The sequence below is a fragment of the Acinetobacter sp. Root1280 genome (genome assembly GCF_001425285.1).
GTDB lineage: Bacteria > Pseudomonadota > Gammaproteobacteria > Pseudomonadales > Moraxellaceae > Acinetobacter > Acinetobacter guillouiae.
On record NZ_LMED01000006.1, the window covers coordinates 14,918 to 29,911 of the forward strand.

Annotated in this window: 13 protein-coding genes; 7 read left to right on the forward strand and 6 right to left on the reverse strand. The window is 42.0% G+C overall.

What is annotated here, in order from left to right; genetic code table 11:
• Window positions 1-147 precede the first annotated feature (147 nt).
• The 4 genes from ASC84_RS06750 to ASC84_RS06765 all read left to right on the forward strand — a co-directional run bounded on the left by ASC84_RS06750 (window position 148) and on the right by ASC84_RS06765 (window position 5,962).
• Window positions 148-1,944 (forward strand): sigma-54-dependent Fis family transcriptional regulator, encoded by a 1,797-nt coding sequence (locus ASC84_RS06750; RefSeq protein ID WP_056512867.1) that lies wholly within the window; start codon window positions 148-150, stop codon window positions 1,942-1,944.
• A gap of 437 nt (window positions 1,945-2,381) precedes the next feature.
• The gene (locus tag ASC84_RS06755) at window positions 2,382-3,263 is read left to right on the forward strand and encodes a transporter (RefSeq protein ID WP_056512869.1); all 882 of its coding nucleotides are present in this window, start codon (window positions 2,382-2,384) and stop codon (window positions 3,261-3,263) included.
• A gap of 95 nt (window positions 3,264-3,358) precedes the next feature.
• Entirely contained in the window at window positions 3,359-4,813 is a 1,455-nt protein-coding gene (locus ASC84_RS06760) for a benzaldehyde dehydrogenase (RefSeq protein ID WP_056512872.1), read from the forward strand.
• A 33-nt stretch (window positions 4,814-4,846) separates the two neighbouring features.
• Window positions 4,847-5,962 (forward strand): NAD(P)-dependent alcohol dehydrogenase, encoded by a 1,116-nt coding sequence (locus ASC84_RS06765; protein ID WP_056512875.1) that lies wholly within the window; start codon window positions 4,847-4,849, stop codon window positions 5,960-5,962.
• Window positions 5,963-6,062: 100 nt separating this feature from the next.
• Here ASC84_RS06765 and tatC read toward each other — a convergent pair whose 3' ends face one another.
• From tatC to ASC84_RS06795, 6 genes are all read right to left on the reverse strand, one after another.
• A complete protein-coding gene (gene tatC, locus ASC84_RS06770; RefSeq protein ID WP_034616039.1) occupies window positions 6,063-6,848 on the reverse strand; it encodes a twin-arginine translocase subunit TatC in 786 nt (261 codons plus the stop codon).
• Window positions 6,845-7,327, reverse strand: a complete 483-nt coding sequence (gene tatB, locus ASC84_RS06775) for a Sec-independent protein translocase protein TatB (RefSeq protein WP_056512879.1) — start codon at window positions 7,325-7,327, stop codon at window positions 6,845-6,847. The genes tatC and tatB overlap by 4 nt, the downstream gene beginning before the upstream one ends.
• Before the next feature lie 17 nt (window positions 7,328-7,344).
• Window positions 7,345-7,563: a Sec-independent protein translocase subunit TatA gene (gene tatA, locus ASC84_RS06780; protein WP_004721526.1), complete on the reverse strand. Its 219-nt coding sequence runs from the start codon at window positions 7,561-7,563 to the stop codon at window positions 7,345-7,347.
• Window positions 7,564-8,129: 566 nt separating this feature from the next.
• Window positions 8,130-8,891: an SDR family NAD(P)-dependent oxidoreductase gene (locus ASC84_RS06785; RefSeq protein WP_056512881.1), complete on the reverse strand. Its 762-nt coding sequence runs from the start codon at window positions 8,889-8,891 to the stop codon at window positions 8,130-8,132.
• 25 nt (window positions 8,892-8,916) lie between these two features.
• Window positions 8,917-9,870 carry a C-terminal binding protein gene (locus ASC84_RS06790; protein ID WP_056512884.1) on the reverse strand — a complete coding sequence of 318 codons (954 nt, stop codon included), beginning with the start codon at window positions 9,868-9,870 and terminating at the stop codon, window positions 8,917-8,919.
• Window positions 9,870-11,015 carry a fumarylacetoacetate hydrolase family protein gene (locus ASC84_RS06795; protein WP_056512886.1) on the reverse strand — a complete coding sequence of 382 codons (1,146 nt, stop codon included), beginning with the start codon at window positions 11,013-11,015 and terminating at the stop codon, window positions 9,870-9,872. Before ASC84_RS06795 ends, ASC84_RS06790 begins: the two co-directional genes overlap by 1 nt.
• 291 nt (window positions 11,016-11,306) lie before the next feature.
• On the opposite strand from ASC84_RS06795, the gene ASC84_RS06800 reads away from it, so the two are divergent.
• Genes ASC84_RS06800 through ASC84_RS06810 form a run of 3 tightly spaced genes read left to right on the forward strand, consistent with a single transcriptional unit; the run spans window position 11,307 to window position 14,976 of the window.
• On the forward strand, window positions 11,307-12,791 hold the full coding sequence (locus ASC84_RS06800) for an aldehyde dehydrogenase (RefSeq protein ID WP_056512889.1): 1,485 nt from the start codon (window positions 11,307-11,309) through the stop codon (window positions 12,789-12,791).
• Window positions 12,792-12,794: 3 nt separating this feature from the next.
• Window positions 12,795-14,312, forward strand: coding sequence for a xylulokinase (gene xylB, locus ASC84_RS06805; RefSeq protein ID WP_056512893.1), 1,518 nt, complete (start codon window positions 12,795-12,797; stop codon window positions 14,310-14,312).
• Between the two features lie 16 nt (window positions 14,313-14,328).
• Window positions 14,329-14,976, forward strand: a complete 648-nt coding sequence (locus ASC84_RS06810; RefSeq protein WP_056512895.1) for an HAD family hydrolase — start codon at window positions 14,329-14,331, stop codon at window positions 14,974-14,976.
• Window positions 14,977-14,994: the final 18 nt, after the last annotated feature.

Consider the following 14,994-nt stretch of genomic DNA (forward strand, 5'->3'; position numbering starts at 1 on the left):
AATCTCCGTATGGAATTTTGTGATGGTGCTGGTTTTGCGCTACATATTTAATTGTATTTAGCCCTTGTCATATTCTAGAGAGGGTGATTTTATATTGGGATCATCAAAGGGATGATCGAAAGCAACTGCTGGATTTGGAATAGGCTTATGGATGGGTTATCTGAATTTTCTTGGCAAAATATTAAATATAACTTTTACAATACTGGCGAACTGCCAGAGCTTGTGCAACGAGATTCACCCATCTTACAGCTTTGGGAAAGTGCGAAAAATTCAGGCTTAAGTCCTTTCTCAAAAATCACTGACTTAGACGAGTTTCCTGTCGCTGACCTTTCACAGGGCGATATAAAATTAGCCGCATTGGCTGAAGGTGTATTAAATGATGTCTGGCGCTTATTTGGGCAACAGGATGTTATCGTTTTCTTAATTAATCATCAGCTTAAAATTATTGCTGAACGTCACAATCCTGATTTAGATGACCAATATCATTATTTATGCACGGGTCGTATTATTGAGCCCTCTGTGTTTGGTGCGATTGCACCGACATGTAGTGTGATGTCTAAACAGCCTATGATCATGACAGGGCATCAACATTATCTCGATGAATTTTCAAATTATTCATGTGCATCGGTTCCGATATTTAATGGCTGTGGTGATGTACTCGGTGCTTTAGATATCACTTCACCACAAGGGCTTTTGGCGAGCAATTGGTTGCGTCACTTACTTTACCAAAGTTATATTTTGGAAAATAAGATTATTCAGGCAGCACTACAACCTGATCAACGGGTCCTTTATTTTCAACATTCCAAAGATTTGCTGAACAATGCCTATACGGGCATGATCGTACTGGATCAATCAGGAAAAATCCTCAAAGCCAACCAAATGGCGTTGAAATTGCTGAATTGTTCTATTGAGCAATTGTTGCAGCAACCAATGGATCATTTTTTGCTAACCGAGCATTTGAATCCATTAAATTCGAGTGATTGTTTTTTAATTCAAAGTTTTGACCATGCATTTTTTTATGCCCAGCTACGTAGTGTGAATGGGCAGTTGCAGAATAAAACAAGCAAAATCACGACACAGCATTTGCTTGATCAGGCGCTGAAAGCATTAAAAGCCGATATTCCTGTATTGATTACCGGAGAAACCGGCACAGGTAAGGATCATTTTGCTCAGCAGTTACATCAGAAGCTCGATGTAGATTTACCTTTTATTTCGATTAATTGCGGTGCAATACCAGATCATTTGCTTGAAGCAGAATTATTTGGTTATGAAGGCGGTGCTTTTACAGGTGCTAAACGGCAAGGCGAAAAAGGTTTAATTGAACTGGCAGATCAAGGCATACTCTTTCTTGATGAGATTGGTGATTTGCCTTTACATTTACAAGTGAAAATTTTAAGAGTGTTACAAGATCAGCAGTTTTATCGGGTCGGAGGACGTAAACCGATCAAGTCAGCATTTAAACTGTTATGTGCAACACATCAGGATTTAAAAAGTAAAATACAACAGCAGTCATTCCGCCGTGATTTATATTATCGTATTTGCGGTTTTCAGGTACATTTACAACCCTTACGCTTACGTCAAGATAAACAGATCATTTTACATCACATTCTGGATCAATTTGGCATAGCGCAATGGTCGAGCCATGTAGAACAACAATTTGATAGGCACACATGGGAAGGAAATATTCGTGAATTAATTCATGTGGTGAAGCTATCCGCAGCGTTTAAAGACAGTGAAATTTTAAATCATTTATATTTACCTGAAGCTGATTTAGCGATTCAGCAGCAAAGTAAGCAACTGATATTAGATGAAAATAAAAACTTAAATAGCTTGACCAAGCAAATGATTGTGCAGGTGTTACAAGAAGAACATGGCAATATCGCAAGGACAGCGAAGCGCTTAAATATTTCAAGAACAACGATTTATAAATATATTGGCAATTAATACTGATTTTATTGCAACGTTTACTCCATCCAAAACTTGATCTTGAGACTGTATATTAGGTCTTGTCGGAACAGCTTGGGCTTTTTTCCTGATTGTTCATCATGCTAGGGCAACTCAACGTTGCCTGAATATACACTTATTACGTACACATTATTTTTAAACTTAACTAACCCTTATTCTCGTTTTTAATCCTTATTCATATTTAACCCTCATCCTTGTTTTAGGCTCTCAGTGATTGTCCATTGATTGGACAGTGTATTCTTAATGCTGTCCATTTATTGGACATTGGAAAGGTAAAATTGTTTTAAGTCTATGATTATTAATTATAAAAATATTGGCACGCTAACTGCAAATATTCTGTGGCTCATATTTGATTAAAAATTTAAACAAGTTCAATGAGCAGTGAAAAGGATGCTTGAAACTAAAGGGAATAGATGATGCGTTTTAGCAATAAAAATAGCCTGCTTCTTATGTTGAGTGGCATGTTTGTACAGTATAGCCATGCGATAGATGTAAATGTGGGGGATTATACAGCGTTGCCAAAAGGCACCAATGCAGGTGTGTTCTATTATCAACATAGTCAAATGGAGGGTTATTACCAAAATGGCGATAAAACCAGAGCTGAATCTAAATCGGATATCGCTATCACGCGCTTAATTCATTACACCGATATCGCTGGTTTACGTGCAACACCTCAAATAATTTTACCATTTGGAACAATACGGCATACGCAAATTGGCGATACTGATTTGAACAATGCCTCAGGTTTTGCAGATCCAGTGATTGCTTCTGCTTTTTGGCTGATTAATCAACCTGAACAAGGTTCATCGGGTCGTTATCTGGCATTTACCCCATTTATTTATCTGCCACTTGGGCAATATGATCGAAATGACGCGGTGAATTTAGGCGAAAATCGATTTAAGTATGATCTTCAACTGGCATGGGTACAGCCGCTATATGGCAAGCTTGCTTTTGAACTTTATCAAGATGTGATTTGGTATGGAGACAACGATGAAGCGGGAAAGGGCGATCAAACACTTTCACAAGCGACCAGCTATCAAACTCAATTTAACTTACGTTACGACTTGAATTCTAAACAGAAAATCGCCCTCGGTTATGCCGCAAATTATGGGGGTGAACAACAATTGGATGGAATCAAACTGGATCAGAACATGGAAAAGCAACAAGCGCGATTGGAGTTTCAGCAAATGCTGAATGCCAAAACTCAATTAAGTGCACAGTTGCTTTCAGACACACGAACAGAAAGCGGATTTAAGAAAGATTACGGTCTAAATTTTCGTGTGTTTTACATTTTTTAATTTAAAGCAGGTGTAACACATTGATTGCGTCATTTTTACAAGGATGCAGTTGGAACAGTAAAGCAATTGTCTAAATAAATTTTGAAGAGGTCATCATGTCTATATTCACAAAAGAGCTTTGGGATAAAAAATTATTTAACGGTTCATGGCAGTCAGCCCAAGACACCTACAGTGTGATTGAGGTTGCAACAGGTCAAGTGCTTGGTGAAATCGGTTATGCCACTGCCGCTGATGTGGTGAGTGCTGCACAACAAGCCAAAGCCGCTCAACAACAGTGGTGGGCTTTAAATTATCAAGAGCGTCAGGCAGTGTTTGAGCGAGCTGCTGCTTTACTGACAGAAAATCAAGCGGAAGTGATTGAGTGGCTGGTTAAGGAAAGTGGCTCATTACAACTGAAAGCAGGCTTTGAAGTGAGTATTGCGATTCAAGTGCTTAAACATTGTATTGCTTCACCTGCAATTGAACAGGGCACATTATTACCTACGCAAAATGGCAAACTAAGTATAGCGAAACGCTTGCCCTTAGGTGTTGTTGGGATCATTTCTCCATTTAACTTTCCACTGTACTTAGCTTTACGTGCTGTGGCACCTGCTTTGGCCTTTGGTAATGCGGTGGTGTTAAAACCTGATGAGCGTACAGCAGTGTGTAGTGGCTATGTGATTGCACGGATTTTTGAACTTGCAGGATTGCCAAAGGGGCTGCTGCATGTATTGCCAGGTGGGGCCGAAGTTGGTGAAGCACTGACTTTGGATAAAAATATTGCCAGTATCCAATTTACGGGATCAACCCAAGTTGGACGGATTGTTGGGGCGAATGCGGCAAAGACATTAAAGAAAGTCTCTCTAGAACTGGGTGGGAAAAACTCACTGATTATTTTGGATGATGCGGATATTGAGTTGGCAGCAGAAAATATTGCATGGGGTGCATTTTTACATTCTGGGCAGATATGTATGACCTCAGGCAAGATTTTGATTCACCAAAAAATTTATCAACAGGTCAAACAGCGTGTAATTGAAAAAGTGCAGAATTTTGTGGTAGGGAATCCTTGTGACAAGAATGTCACCATTGGGCCATTGATCAATGCCAAACAAGCGCAACGTGTAGAACAATTGGTCAGTGCTGCGGTTAATGAAGGCGCAACATTGGAAATCGGCGGGCATGCCGATGGGGTATTTTTTCAACCGACTGTACTGACAGATGTGACTGCAAACAATTCGATTTTTAGTGAAGAGATTTTTGGTCCTGTTGCGGTATTGATCCCGTTTAGCTCAGATGAACAGGCCATTGAATTAGCCAATGACGGCGATTATGGGCTTTCAGCAGGCATTATTACCTCCAATGTGGGACGAGGTATGCAACTCGGTGCGCAGCTCAAAGTGGGCTTGCTACATATCAACGATCAGACCGTAAATGATGAAACGGTCAATCCATTTGGTGGTTTTGGTTCATCAGGTAATGGTACGCGTATTGGCGGCCCTGCCAATGCCGATGAATTTACTCAGTGGCAATGGATTACAGTACAGGCTCAAGCGCCACATTATCCTTTTTAAACAATTAAATAAATCATGACAGGACGTTATACCATGAGTGAATTAAAAGATATTATTGCCGCAGTGACCCCATGTAAAGGTGCTGACTTTGAGCTGCAAGCTTTAAAAATACGTCAGCCGCAAGGTGATGAAGTATTGGTAAAAGTGGTTGCTACAGGAATGTGCCACACCGATTTGATTGTACGTGATCAATATTATCCGGTACCGCTGCCTGCCGTCCTTGGACATGAAGGGTCAGGAATTATTGAGGCGATTGGCCCTAACGTAACCGAGCTTCAAGTCGGCGATCATGTGGTTTTAAGCTATGGTTATTGTGGGAAATGTACCCAATGTAATACTGGTAATCCTGCCTATTGTTCAGAGTTTTTTGGACGAAATTTTAGTGGGGCAGATTCAGAAGGGAATCATGCGCTTTGTACCCATGATCAAGGCGTGGTAAATGATCATTTTTTTGCCCAATCCTCCTTTGCAACCTATGCTTTAAGTCGTGAAAATAACACGGTTAAAGTGACTAAAGATGTACCAATCGAACTATTAGGACCATTAGGTTGTGGTATTCAAACAGGTGCTGGTGCCTGTATAAATGCTTTAAAAGTGACACCTGCCAGTAGTTTTGTGACTTGGGGTGCTGGTGCTGTTGGTCTGAGTGCTTTGCTTGCGGCAAAAGTGTGTGGTGCTTCGATCATTATCGCTGTTGATATTGTTGAATCTCGTTTGGAACTGGCAAAACAATTGGGTGCAACTCATGTGATCAATAGTAAAACTCAAGATCCTGTGGAGGTGATTAAAGAGATTACTGATGGTGGAGTCAACTTTGCATTGGAATCTACTGGGCGACCTGAGATATTAAAACAAGGCGTTGATGCGCTGGGGATTTTAGGCAAAATCGCCGTGGTAGGTGCACCTCAATTAGGCACAACTGCACAATTTGATGTAAATGATCTGTTATTGGGTGGGAAAACCATTTTAGGTGTTGTTGAGGGGAGTGGTTCACCCAAGAAATTTATCCCTGAGTTAGTCCGCTTATATCAACAAGGGAAATTTCCCTTTGACCAACTTGTAAAATTTTATGCATTTGATGAAATCAATCAAGCTGCGATAGATAGTCACAAGGGCATTACACTCAAACCGATTATTAAAATTGCATAATCTTGCATGGCATGCTCATTGATGAGCATGCCATTTCTTTGATTTTAAGCATTTTGGGGTTTAAATTTTGGGTTTAGTTTTTTAAGGTGGTAGGATGAGTTTAGCGCTTTCTTCGCTTTTCCAGTAATTTTCCAAACAATAAACCCAGCTCAAACAATAACCACATTGGGATCGCAAGCATAATCATGGAAATTGCATCAGGTGGTGTTACAAACATAGCGATAAAAAAACAGCCCACTATAATAAAGCGGCGTTTTGCAATTAAACTCTGAGTGCTAACCACACCAATTAAAATCAATAAAAGTGTGATCATTGGAATTTCAAAAGTTACCCCAAACACCAAAAATAACTTTAAACAAAAGCTGAGATAACTATTGATATCGGTCATGGGTGCGACGGTTTCGGGAGAGACGCTGATGAAAAAGTGCAGAATAGAAGGCAGTACAATAAAGTAAGCGAAGGCAATCCCTGCGTAAAATAATAGGATGCTACCTAACAACAAGGGAAGTGCCAGTGATCTTTCTTTTTCATAAAGTGCGGGTTTAATAAAGCTCCAGAGCTGATAAATAATAAAAGGCATTGCCAGCAGAATCGCCACAAAAAAGTTAAGCTTAAATGGCGCCATAAATGTTGCGGTGACATCTGTTGCAATCATGGATGAATTGGCAGGAAGTTGTGCTCTTAACGGTTCTGAGAGTAGTTGATACGTTCGATTGGCAAAAGGCAATAAACAAAAAAATAGTGCGAATAGAACCCCTACCGTTTTAAACAAATGTTGACGAAGCGCCACCAAATGTTCAATCAGTGGCATTTGCTGTAGTTCTTCAGATGGTAGGTCTTTTGCAATCACAGCGGGTGATGAAGATTGAGGGAGCTGTGTATTCATGCGATCACCTTTAATTTTACCGGAGATGAGGCTTTAGGCTCTGTCTGATAATCATTAGATAGTGGTTGATGCTGTAAAAATTTTTGCAAATAATGGGATGTAAATACTGCGTAATACGCTTGATTACTCAACAAATCACAATAAATCAAACTGTTAAACTTTGCTGTTTTTTCAATAGCGCTGCTCTGTAGCTGTTGTTTAGCGTCGCTTGCCTCTGTTTGCTGCCGAAGTTCAGCAAGTTGGGATTGCATTTTTTGTTCAAGCTCTGCCATACGCTGCATTTCTTGTTGGACTTGCTCACGTAGTTCGAATAACCCGAGTTCACGGTCAATATCTTGTTTGGCATTGTTCACAAAATGCATGAGTTTAGCATACCATTTCCCCGCGAAACGAGCGGCCTCTGGCAGTTTTTCTGGTCCAAGTACCAGAAGAGCGATAATGCCAAACACAAAAAGTTCAGACATTCCAACATTAAACATCTATATCATCCCTAAACTTAGCTGTTAATGGTTGAGTCGGATGGTTTCTTGGTCTCCTCATGTTCAAGCGTGTTGGTTTCTTTTAATGCGATGTTTTCTTCCTCACGCATTGATTTTTTAAAGTCTTTGACTGCGCCGCCAACATCTTTACCAATATTTTTAAGCTTAGAGGTTCCGAATAATAAAATAACCACAATTGCAAAAATGATTACATGCCAAATTGATAAACCAGCCATAGTGTTCTCCCTTGTTATTCCTGTCCATGAGAATTGATTTTACTGTATTGAGATCAACATCCATTGATTCAATTCATTGTTTTAAATAACCTAATCATTTAAGGTCTTACATTTAAAAGCAGTGCATTTAAAATGAATAGGTTTTGAGCGAGTAGGTTATAAGTTAAGTTTTTAAAAGAGAAAATTTCAATAAATTCACAAGAATTTTTTTCTCTTTCAGCATCATTTTCACTTTGTTTGTCCAGTCAATTAAATTCCATTTAATCTTTGGAATATTCTTATTTAAATCGTCTTTTAATATCGAAATAGCGTTGAAAATAATCATTGCTATGTTTCAGTGGTTGTTTTAGTCATCTCTCCTGTAATGGATAAAGTAAGCAGATGAGGCTTGAGTTGCTTTGGTCTATTCGGCTTGATTAAACAACAAGCCGCTCAACTGGATTGCTGATTCACTATATCTGTACCATACCCCATAATCTGATTCTGTTCCAATGCTTGAATAAGATCATCTTCCTTTATTTTCGAGTTAGGCCCAAGCTTAATAGATCGCATTGAGCGTGTTGATTTTAAATACAGGTATAGCCAGCATCCGCCGTAATGATTGAACCTGTGATTAGACTTGAGGCATCTGAAGCCAGAAATTGTACAATAGACGCAATTTCATGAGCTTGCCCCATACGTTTAGCCGGTGTCATATCCAGCCATTGATTGACTAAGTGATCTTGGTTTTCAAGGTTTTTTAATAACGGTGTTTCAATATAGGTGGGGGCAACAGCGTTCACCCGAATATGACGTTGAGCCCATTCAACCGCAAGAGATTTCGTTAAATGATGCACGCCTGCTTTTGAGGCATTGTAGTGACATTGCGGTTGTGGCACGTTGACAATCTGTCCTGACATTGAACCAATATTGATAATCGATCCTCGTCCAGCATCCAGCATTTGACGGGCAAAGCCACGACAAGTCTTAAAGATGCCAGTCAAGTTGATGTTGATGACTTTATCCCATTCTTCATCTGTCATGTGCTCAGCTGGGGTATTCGTCACAATGCCCGCATTACATACCAATATATCCAGTGCTGGTAATGCTTGAGCAAGCGCGTTAATCGCTGCACTATCCGTGACATCTAAGCTTTCCGCACGCGCAAGATAGCCCTTGGCCTTTAACGCTTGTGCAGTTGTTGTTGCACGATCCAGTAAGATGTCGGTACAAATAACTTCGGCGCCTGTCGCAGCAAGTGCTTCAGCAATTGCTGCACCTATGCCTTGACCTGCACCTGTGACCAGTGCCAGTTTATTGCTTAAGTCCATTTTCTTGCGATAATCCATATCTTTTCTCTTTGTCTTTTCCATTTTATGTGATGAGTGAGCATCGTAACGGTTCACCACGTAAACTGCGTAATGCTTCTTCAGCGGCTAAGCGCTGTAAGGTATCTACCGATGTATCAGAAAAAAACGCTGCATGTGGAGACATGATTAAATGAGGTGCTGTACGTAAAGGCGAGTCTGCTGGTAATGGCTCTTGTGCAAAGACATCGAGTCCTGCGCCTGAGATTTGTCCATTGACCAAGGCTGTGGCTAATGCTGATTCATCAATCAATCCACCTCTTGAGCAATTGATAATGATTGAACCCTGAGGCATTTTTGCCATCGCCTCAGCATCAATCAAATGACGTGTTGCTGGGGTCAGTGGAACATGTAGCGATAAAACATGGGCAGAAGAAATCACTTGATCCTGTGACATCAGGTGAACGCCTAGTATTTTTGCTTGCGCTTCGGTGACATATGGGTCAAAGCCAATTATATGACAACCAAAGGCAGCGAGGCGTGAGGCATAAGCTTTCGCAATACGTCCCAGCCCGATTAAACCTACAGTGGTATTACGCAACGAACGAATTCCTGTAACCATCTGGTCGATCTTCCATTCACCTGCGCGGATACCTTGGTCATACTGATTGAGTTTACGTGCCATCATCAAGGTCATGGCAGCTGCATGATCAGCGACTTCTTCAATACCATAATCAGGTACATTACATACCTGTATCCCAAGTTGTTTTGCGGCGACGAGATCAACATTATCGACACCAACGCCATAACGTACAATGGTTGCACCAGTTGCCATGGCCTGCATCACACGATGGGTCATGGGTGCAAAGTTGTTGAGTACTACATTTGCTCCTGCAACGGCTTGTACTGTTTCTGCTTCACTACGGCATTGAAATTCTGCAAAACTTGCCCCGGCAACTTGCGCGGCTGCTTGCTCATGTCGTGTATTGCCAAAGGCTTGATCAGTGACCACTAATTTCATCAGAGCACACCTCGTTTTACTAAATTACGCATCAGTGCACGGGTTCCATAAGTCCATGGTTGTGCTTGATCAGCATAAACAACAGTATTGCGTAATGTGCCTAAAAGCGGAGTAGAGATTTCGACCACGTCACCTGGTTTATGGGTAAAGCCAGAACCTTGACCTTCTCGATCTTGTGTTGGCGCAAACATTGTGCCTAAAAATAACATAAAGCCATCTGGGTACTGATGCGAGTCATTGTAGGTTTGTGCGACCAGATGCGCGGGTTTACGACTGATTTCCGCCATATTGGAGTGTCCTGACATGCTGAAACCATCTTCTGCACCAATTACAGACATGTGAAGCGTGGCATTCTCAATATCGCTAAGGGTGAAATCTGAGTCAAATAGACGGATAAACGGGCCAATTGAACATGATGCGTTATTGTCTTTTGCCTTGCCGAGTAATAGTGCTGAACGGCCTTCAACATCGCGTAGATTGACATCATTGCCCAGCGTCGCACCACGGATATTGCCTTGGCTATCCACCGCCAACACTATTTCTGGCTCAGGGTTGTTCCATGCTGAAATCCGATTAATTCCCACTTGTGCACCATAACCTACAGCAGACATGGGTTGTGACTTGGTGAAGACTTCTGCATCTGGCCCAATCCCGACTTCGAGATATTGTGACCATAAACCTTCAGCAATCAATGTCGCTTTAACTTCAGCTGCTTGCTCAGAACCCGCTTGAATATTCGATAAACTGCCACCGATCAGTGTACCTATACGTTGACGTAATGCTTCGGCACGAGCAGGATCACCAGAGGTTCGTTCATCGATGACACGTTCAACCATACTTTTGGCAAAAGTAACCCCACAAGCTTTTAAGGATTGAAAGTCACAGGGGGCAAGTAAGCAAGGACGATCTGCGTGGTAACCCATTTCTGCAGGATCAAGCACCAAATCTTCAACTTTCCCAAGCACTTCACCTGTGAGTTTGTCAAAACGACCAGCAGGATCATGGTCAAGAAAATCAGCCATTGAGATGACTGACTCGGTGACATCAAACAATATGTTGTCACGTAAGATGACAACCGATGGCCCTTTGTGAGGAAGCCAAACACGTCCAACCAATTTGGCGCTGTTGAGTGATGTGGGTAACATGGAGAATCCTTCCTTTGTTTATCATTTCTTCTATCTAGTAATACTACTTTTTAATTTTAGCTTTGGTCAAGTAGTGTATTGAGTGTATGCCGCTATTATTCGCATACATCAACATGTTTTTGAGATATTTATTTGTTTTTTAATTATAAAATAATTTATTTTTATTATTGGTTTTGATGTTTTTTCAAAGGATATTCAGCTAATTTATAAATTATTCTTGCATAAAAATAGTATTACTATATATTTTAACAATGAATAACAAGATTACTCGCATAGGAAGGCGTGAAGTAAATGATGAAAAATAATGCTTTAGCTGAATCAATCGCTGTACTCGACAGTACTTTATATATCGACGGAAAATTTTCTAAAGGTAAAGGACCTCGCTTACCTGTGCTAAACCCTGCAATGGGTGAGGTGATTGGTCATATTGCTGCAGCAACAACGGATGAGATTGATGCGGCTGTTTCTGCTGCACGTCATGCATTTGCTTCATGGTCTAAGCTTGTGCCAAAAACGCGTGCGATCGCTTTGCATCGTTTAGGTGATCTTATTGCTGCAGATGCCTTAAATATGGCAATGATCATGACAGCGGAGCAAGGCAAGCCTGTTAATGAAGCAAAAGGTGAAATTCTAAAACTTGCTGAAGCATGTCATTTTTATGCTGAAGAAGCCACGCGAGTGCATGGTGAAATTATTCCCAATGATCAACAGGGATTCCAAAGTTTAGTGGTACGTGAACCGATTGGTGTGGTTGCTGCAATTACACCGTGGAACTATCCCGCTGAGTTGGTTGGATGGAAATTATGTGCCAGCCTTGCTGCTGGATGTAGCATCGTTATTAAACCTGCTGAATTGACGCCATTTACTGCTTTGGCAATTGCACAAAAATGTCATGCAGCGGGTATTCCTGCAGGAGTAGTCAATGTATTGACAGGTAAAGGCTCACAAGTGGGGCAGGCACTGGTCGAGCATCCGCAAGTGGATAAAATTGCATTTACGGGCTCAAGTGCAGTGGGTTTGCATATTCAACAAAGCTGCCCACAAGTGAAACGACTGTCTTTAGAGTTGGGTGGCAATTGCCCGATGATTGTCACTGCAAGTGCCGATCTTGATGCAGCGGTCAAAGGTGCAGCACGTCGTAGCTTCCGTAATTGTGGGCAAATCTGTATTGCGATTAATCGCATCTATGTACATCGCGCAGTATATGAGGAGTTTGTTATTCAACTTGCAGCGGCGGCTGATGCATTGAGTGTCGATAATGGCTTGGAAAATCCAGCTGCTGATCTCGGCGCAATGGCATCTACTGAACCTTTGGATAAAACGCGTATCCATCTCCAAGATGCTTTGGTTAAAGGCGCACGATTGGTGGCTGGTGGTAAAGCACCAGAGGGGGCTCAATATGCCAAAGGACATTTTTTTCGCCCAACTGTGATCGCGGATTGTAAGCATAGTATGCAAGTCATGAGCGAAGAAACGTTCGGTCCTTTGGTTGGAGTTGCACCTTTTGATGATTTGGATGAGGCAATCAGCTATGCCAATGATACGCCTTATGGTTTAGCGGCTTATTGTTATGCTCAAAATTTGACAGAAATTCATCGGGTTTCAGCGGGTCTTGACTATGGCAATGTCGCGATCAATAACGTTGATGCTGGAATTATGAATGCTGTTTATGGTGGTCGTAAGCAGAGTGGTGTTGGCTACGAACATGGTCGTGAAGGATTGCTTGAGTATTTTAATTTCAAACATATTCGTTTACACCACGGCGTGGAGAATTGATTTATGCAAGTACTTCTAGGGATAGATATAGGAACTTCAGGATGTAAGGCTTTATTGATCGATATTGAAGGAAAAGTTGTTTCAGCCGATATCGCAACTTATCCATTGTCTAGACCTCAACTAGGTTGGACAGAGCAAGATCCTGAATTGTGGGTGGAGGGTGCACGTCAGGCTGTCGCAGGGGCATTGGCCAAAGCGCCTCCAGTGCAAATATTATGTATTGGCTTGTCTGGGCAAATGCATGGCTTGGTTCCACTTGATGCTTCACAGCAAGTTTTACGCCCAGCTATTTTATGGAATGATCAACGTAATCAAGCTGAATGTGATGATATTGTCGTGGCTGCTGGTGGCTTAGATGGATTGCTTGCGGCAACCAATAACAGAATGTTGGTGGGCTATACCGGTGGCAAAATTCTTTGGATGCAACGTCATGAGCCTGAGCTGTTTGCGCGTATGCGTAGCATGTTGAACCCGAAAGATTATTTGCGTTTACGTCTGACTGGGGTGATTGCCACTGAGGTTTCTGATGCTTCTGGCACAGGCTTGTTTGATGTGCGTTCACGACAATGGGCGATGGGCTTGATTGAAAAGATAGGAATTGATCCTGAAATACTCCCACCAGTATTTGAATCACAAGTGATTTCAGGATACGTCTCAGCAGCAGGTGCAGCACTCTTCGGTCTTCCAGAGGGATTGCCTGTTGCGGGTGGGGGTGGGGATTCGGTAATTCAGACTTTTGGTTCAGGTGTGATTGAGCCGGGTGAACTGCAAACCACACTTGGTACAGGTGGGATTCTCGCTGCTGCCTTAGATACAGCACAAGAAAACCCAAAAGGTCGTTTGCAGGTTTTCTGCAATGTGGCTGCTGATAAATGGCATTGTATGGGTGTCTCTCTCAATGCTGGCAGTGCAATGAATTGGTTCCGTGAGAATTTTTGTCATATTGCTGACGGGCAACATCTTTCATTTGAGCAAATTGTTGCCAAAGCAACAGCGAGTACGGCGGGTGCAAAGGGTTTACTGTTTTTACCTTATCTGTATGGTGAGCGTTGTCCACATGCTGACCCTAAAGCGCGTGGCGCGCTTATCGGTCTCACTGCACGACATGATTGTGGTGATATTGCTCGTTCTGTGATGGAAGGGGTGGTACATGCCTTGGCGGATATGTATTCCTTAATGAAGCCATTAGGGATTGAAAAGCAAGTGATTAAAGCTTCTGGGGGTGGTGCAAAGTCTACACTTTGGCGACAAATCCAGGCCGATGTATTTGGTTGTGAGGTGGTGACGACCGATGGTGCTGCTGAAGGTGCCGCCTTTGGTGCTGCATTGGTTGCTGGCTTGGCAATGGGGGTTTGGCCCGATGAACAAAGTGCGATCAAAAACTTTAGGGCAATTTCTAGAGAACAGCCAAATTTGGCAGTCGCTGAGGTGTATGCACAAGCGCATGAAATGTATCGCAGTCTCTATCCCGTATTGGGGCAAACGCTTACCGCGTTAAGTTCTCCAATTTTTGACCAATAATTCTCAGGAGTTTTTTATGACTGCTTATTCTGCATTTATCTTTGATTTAGATGGCACGCTGATTGATAGTGCGCCTGATATTGCGGAGGCTTTAAATATTGGCTTTGCTCAAAATGGTTGGCCCAAGCTTGAGGCGCATTTTGTTGAAAAATTTCTTGGCAATGGTCCACGTCGGCTGATTATCGATATTTTAGATGAATTAGATGTTGCGTATGACGAAGTAACATTACAGCAAACTCTACAATGTTACCAACAGGAGTATCTGGCCAATCCTGCGGGGCATACCCGAATTTTTCCACACGTACGTGAAGATCTTGAGGCGTTAAAATCGGCTGGGATAAAATTAGGCATTTGTACCAACAAAACCCATGCAATCACTGCTAAAGTGTTGCAGCAATTGGGCTTGTCTGAATTGTTTGATGTGGCCTTGGGTGCGGATGCGGTACCTGCCTGTAAACCAGATCCAAAACATTTGTTGGCTGTGGCGGACGCGATGAATTTGGTTTCTGGTGGCTGGGCTTATGTTGGTGATACACCCATTGATCAACAAGCCGCAGTGGGTGCCGATGTGCCTTTTTTTGTTGTACCTTGGGGTGGTGGCCCAGAGGTGGAAATTTCTGCCAAGCAACGCTTAAGTCGTTTGGCGGATTTATTACAAGTTTGATTTGATGTGCTGTCAGGT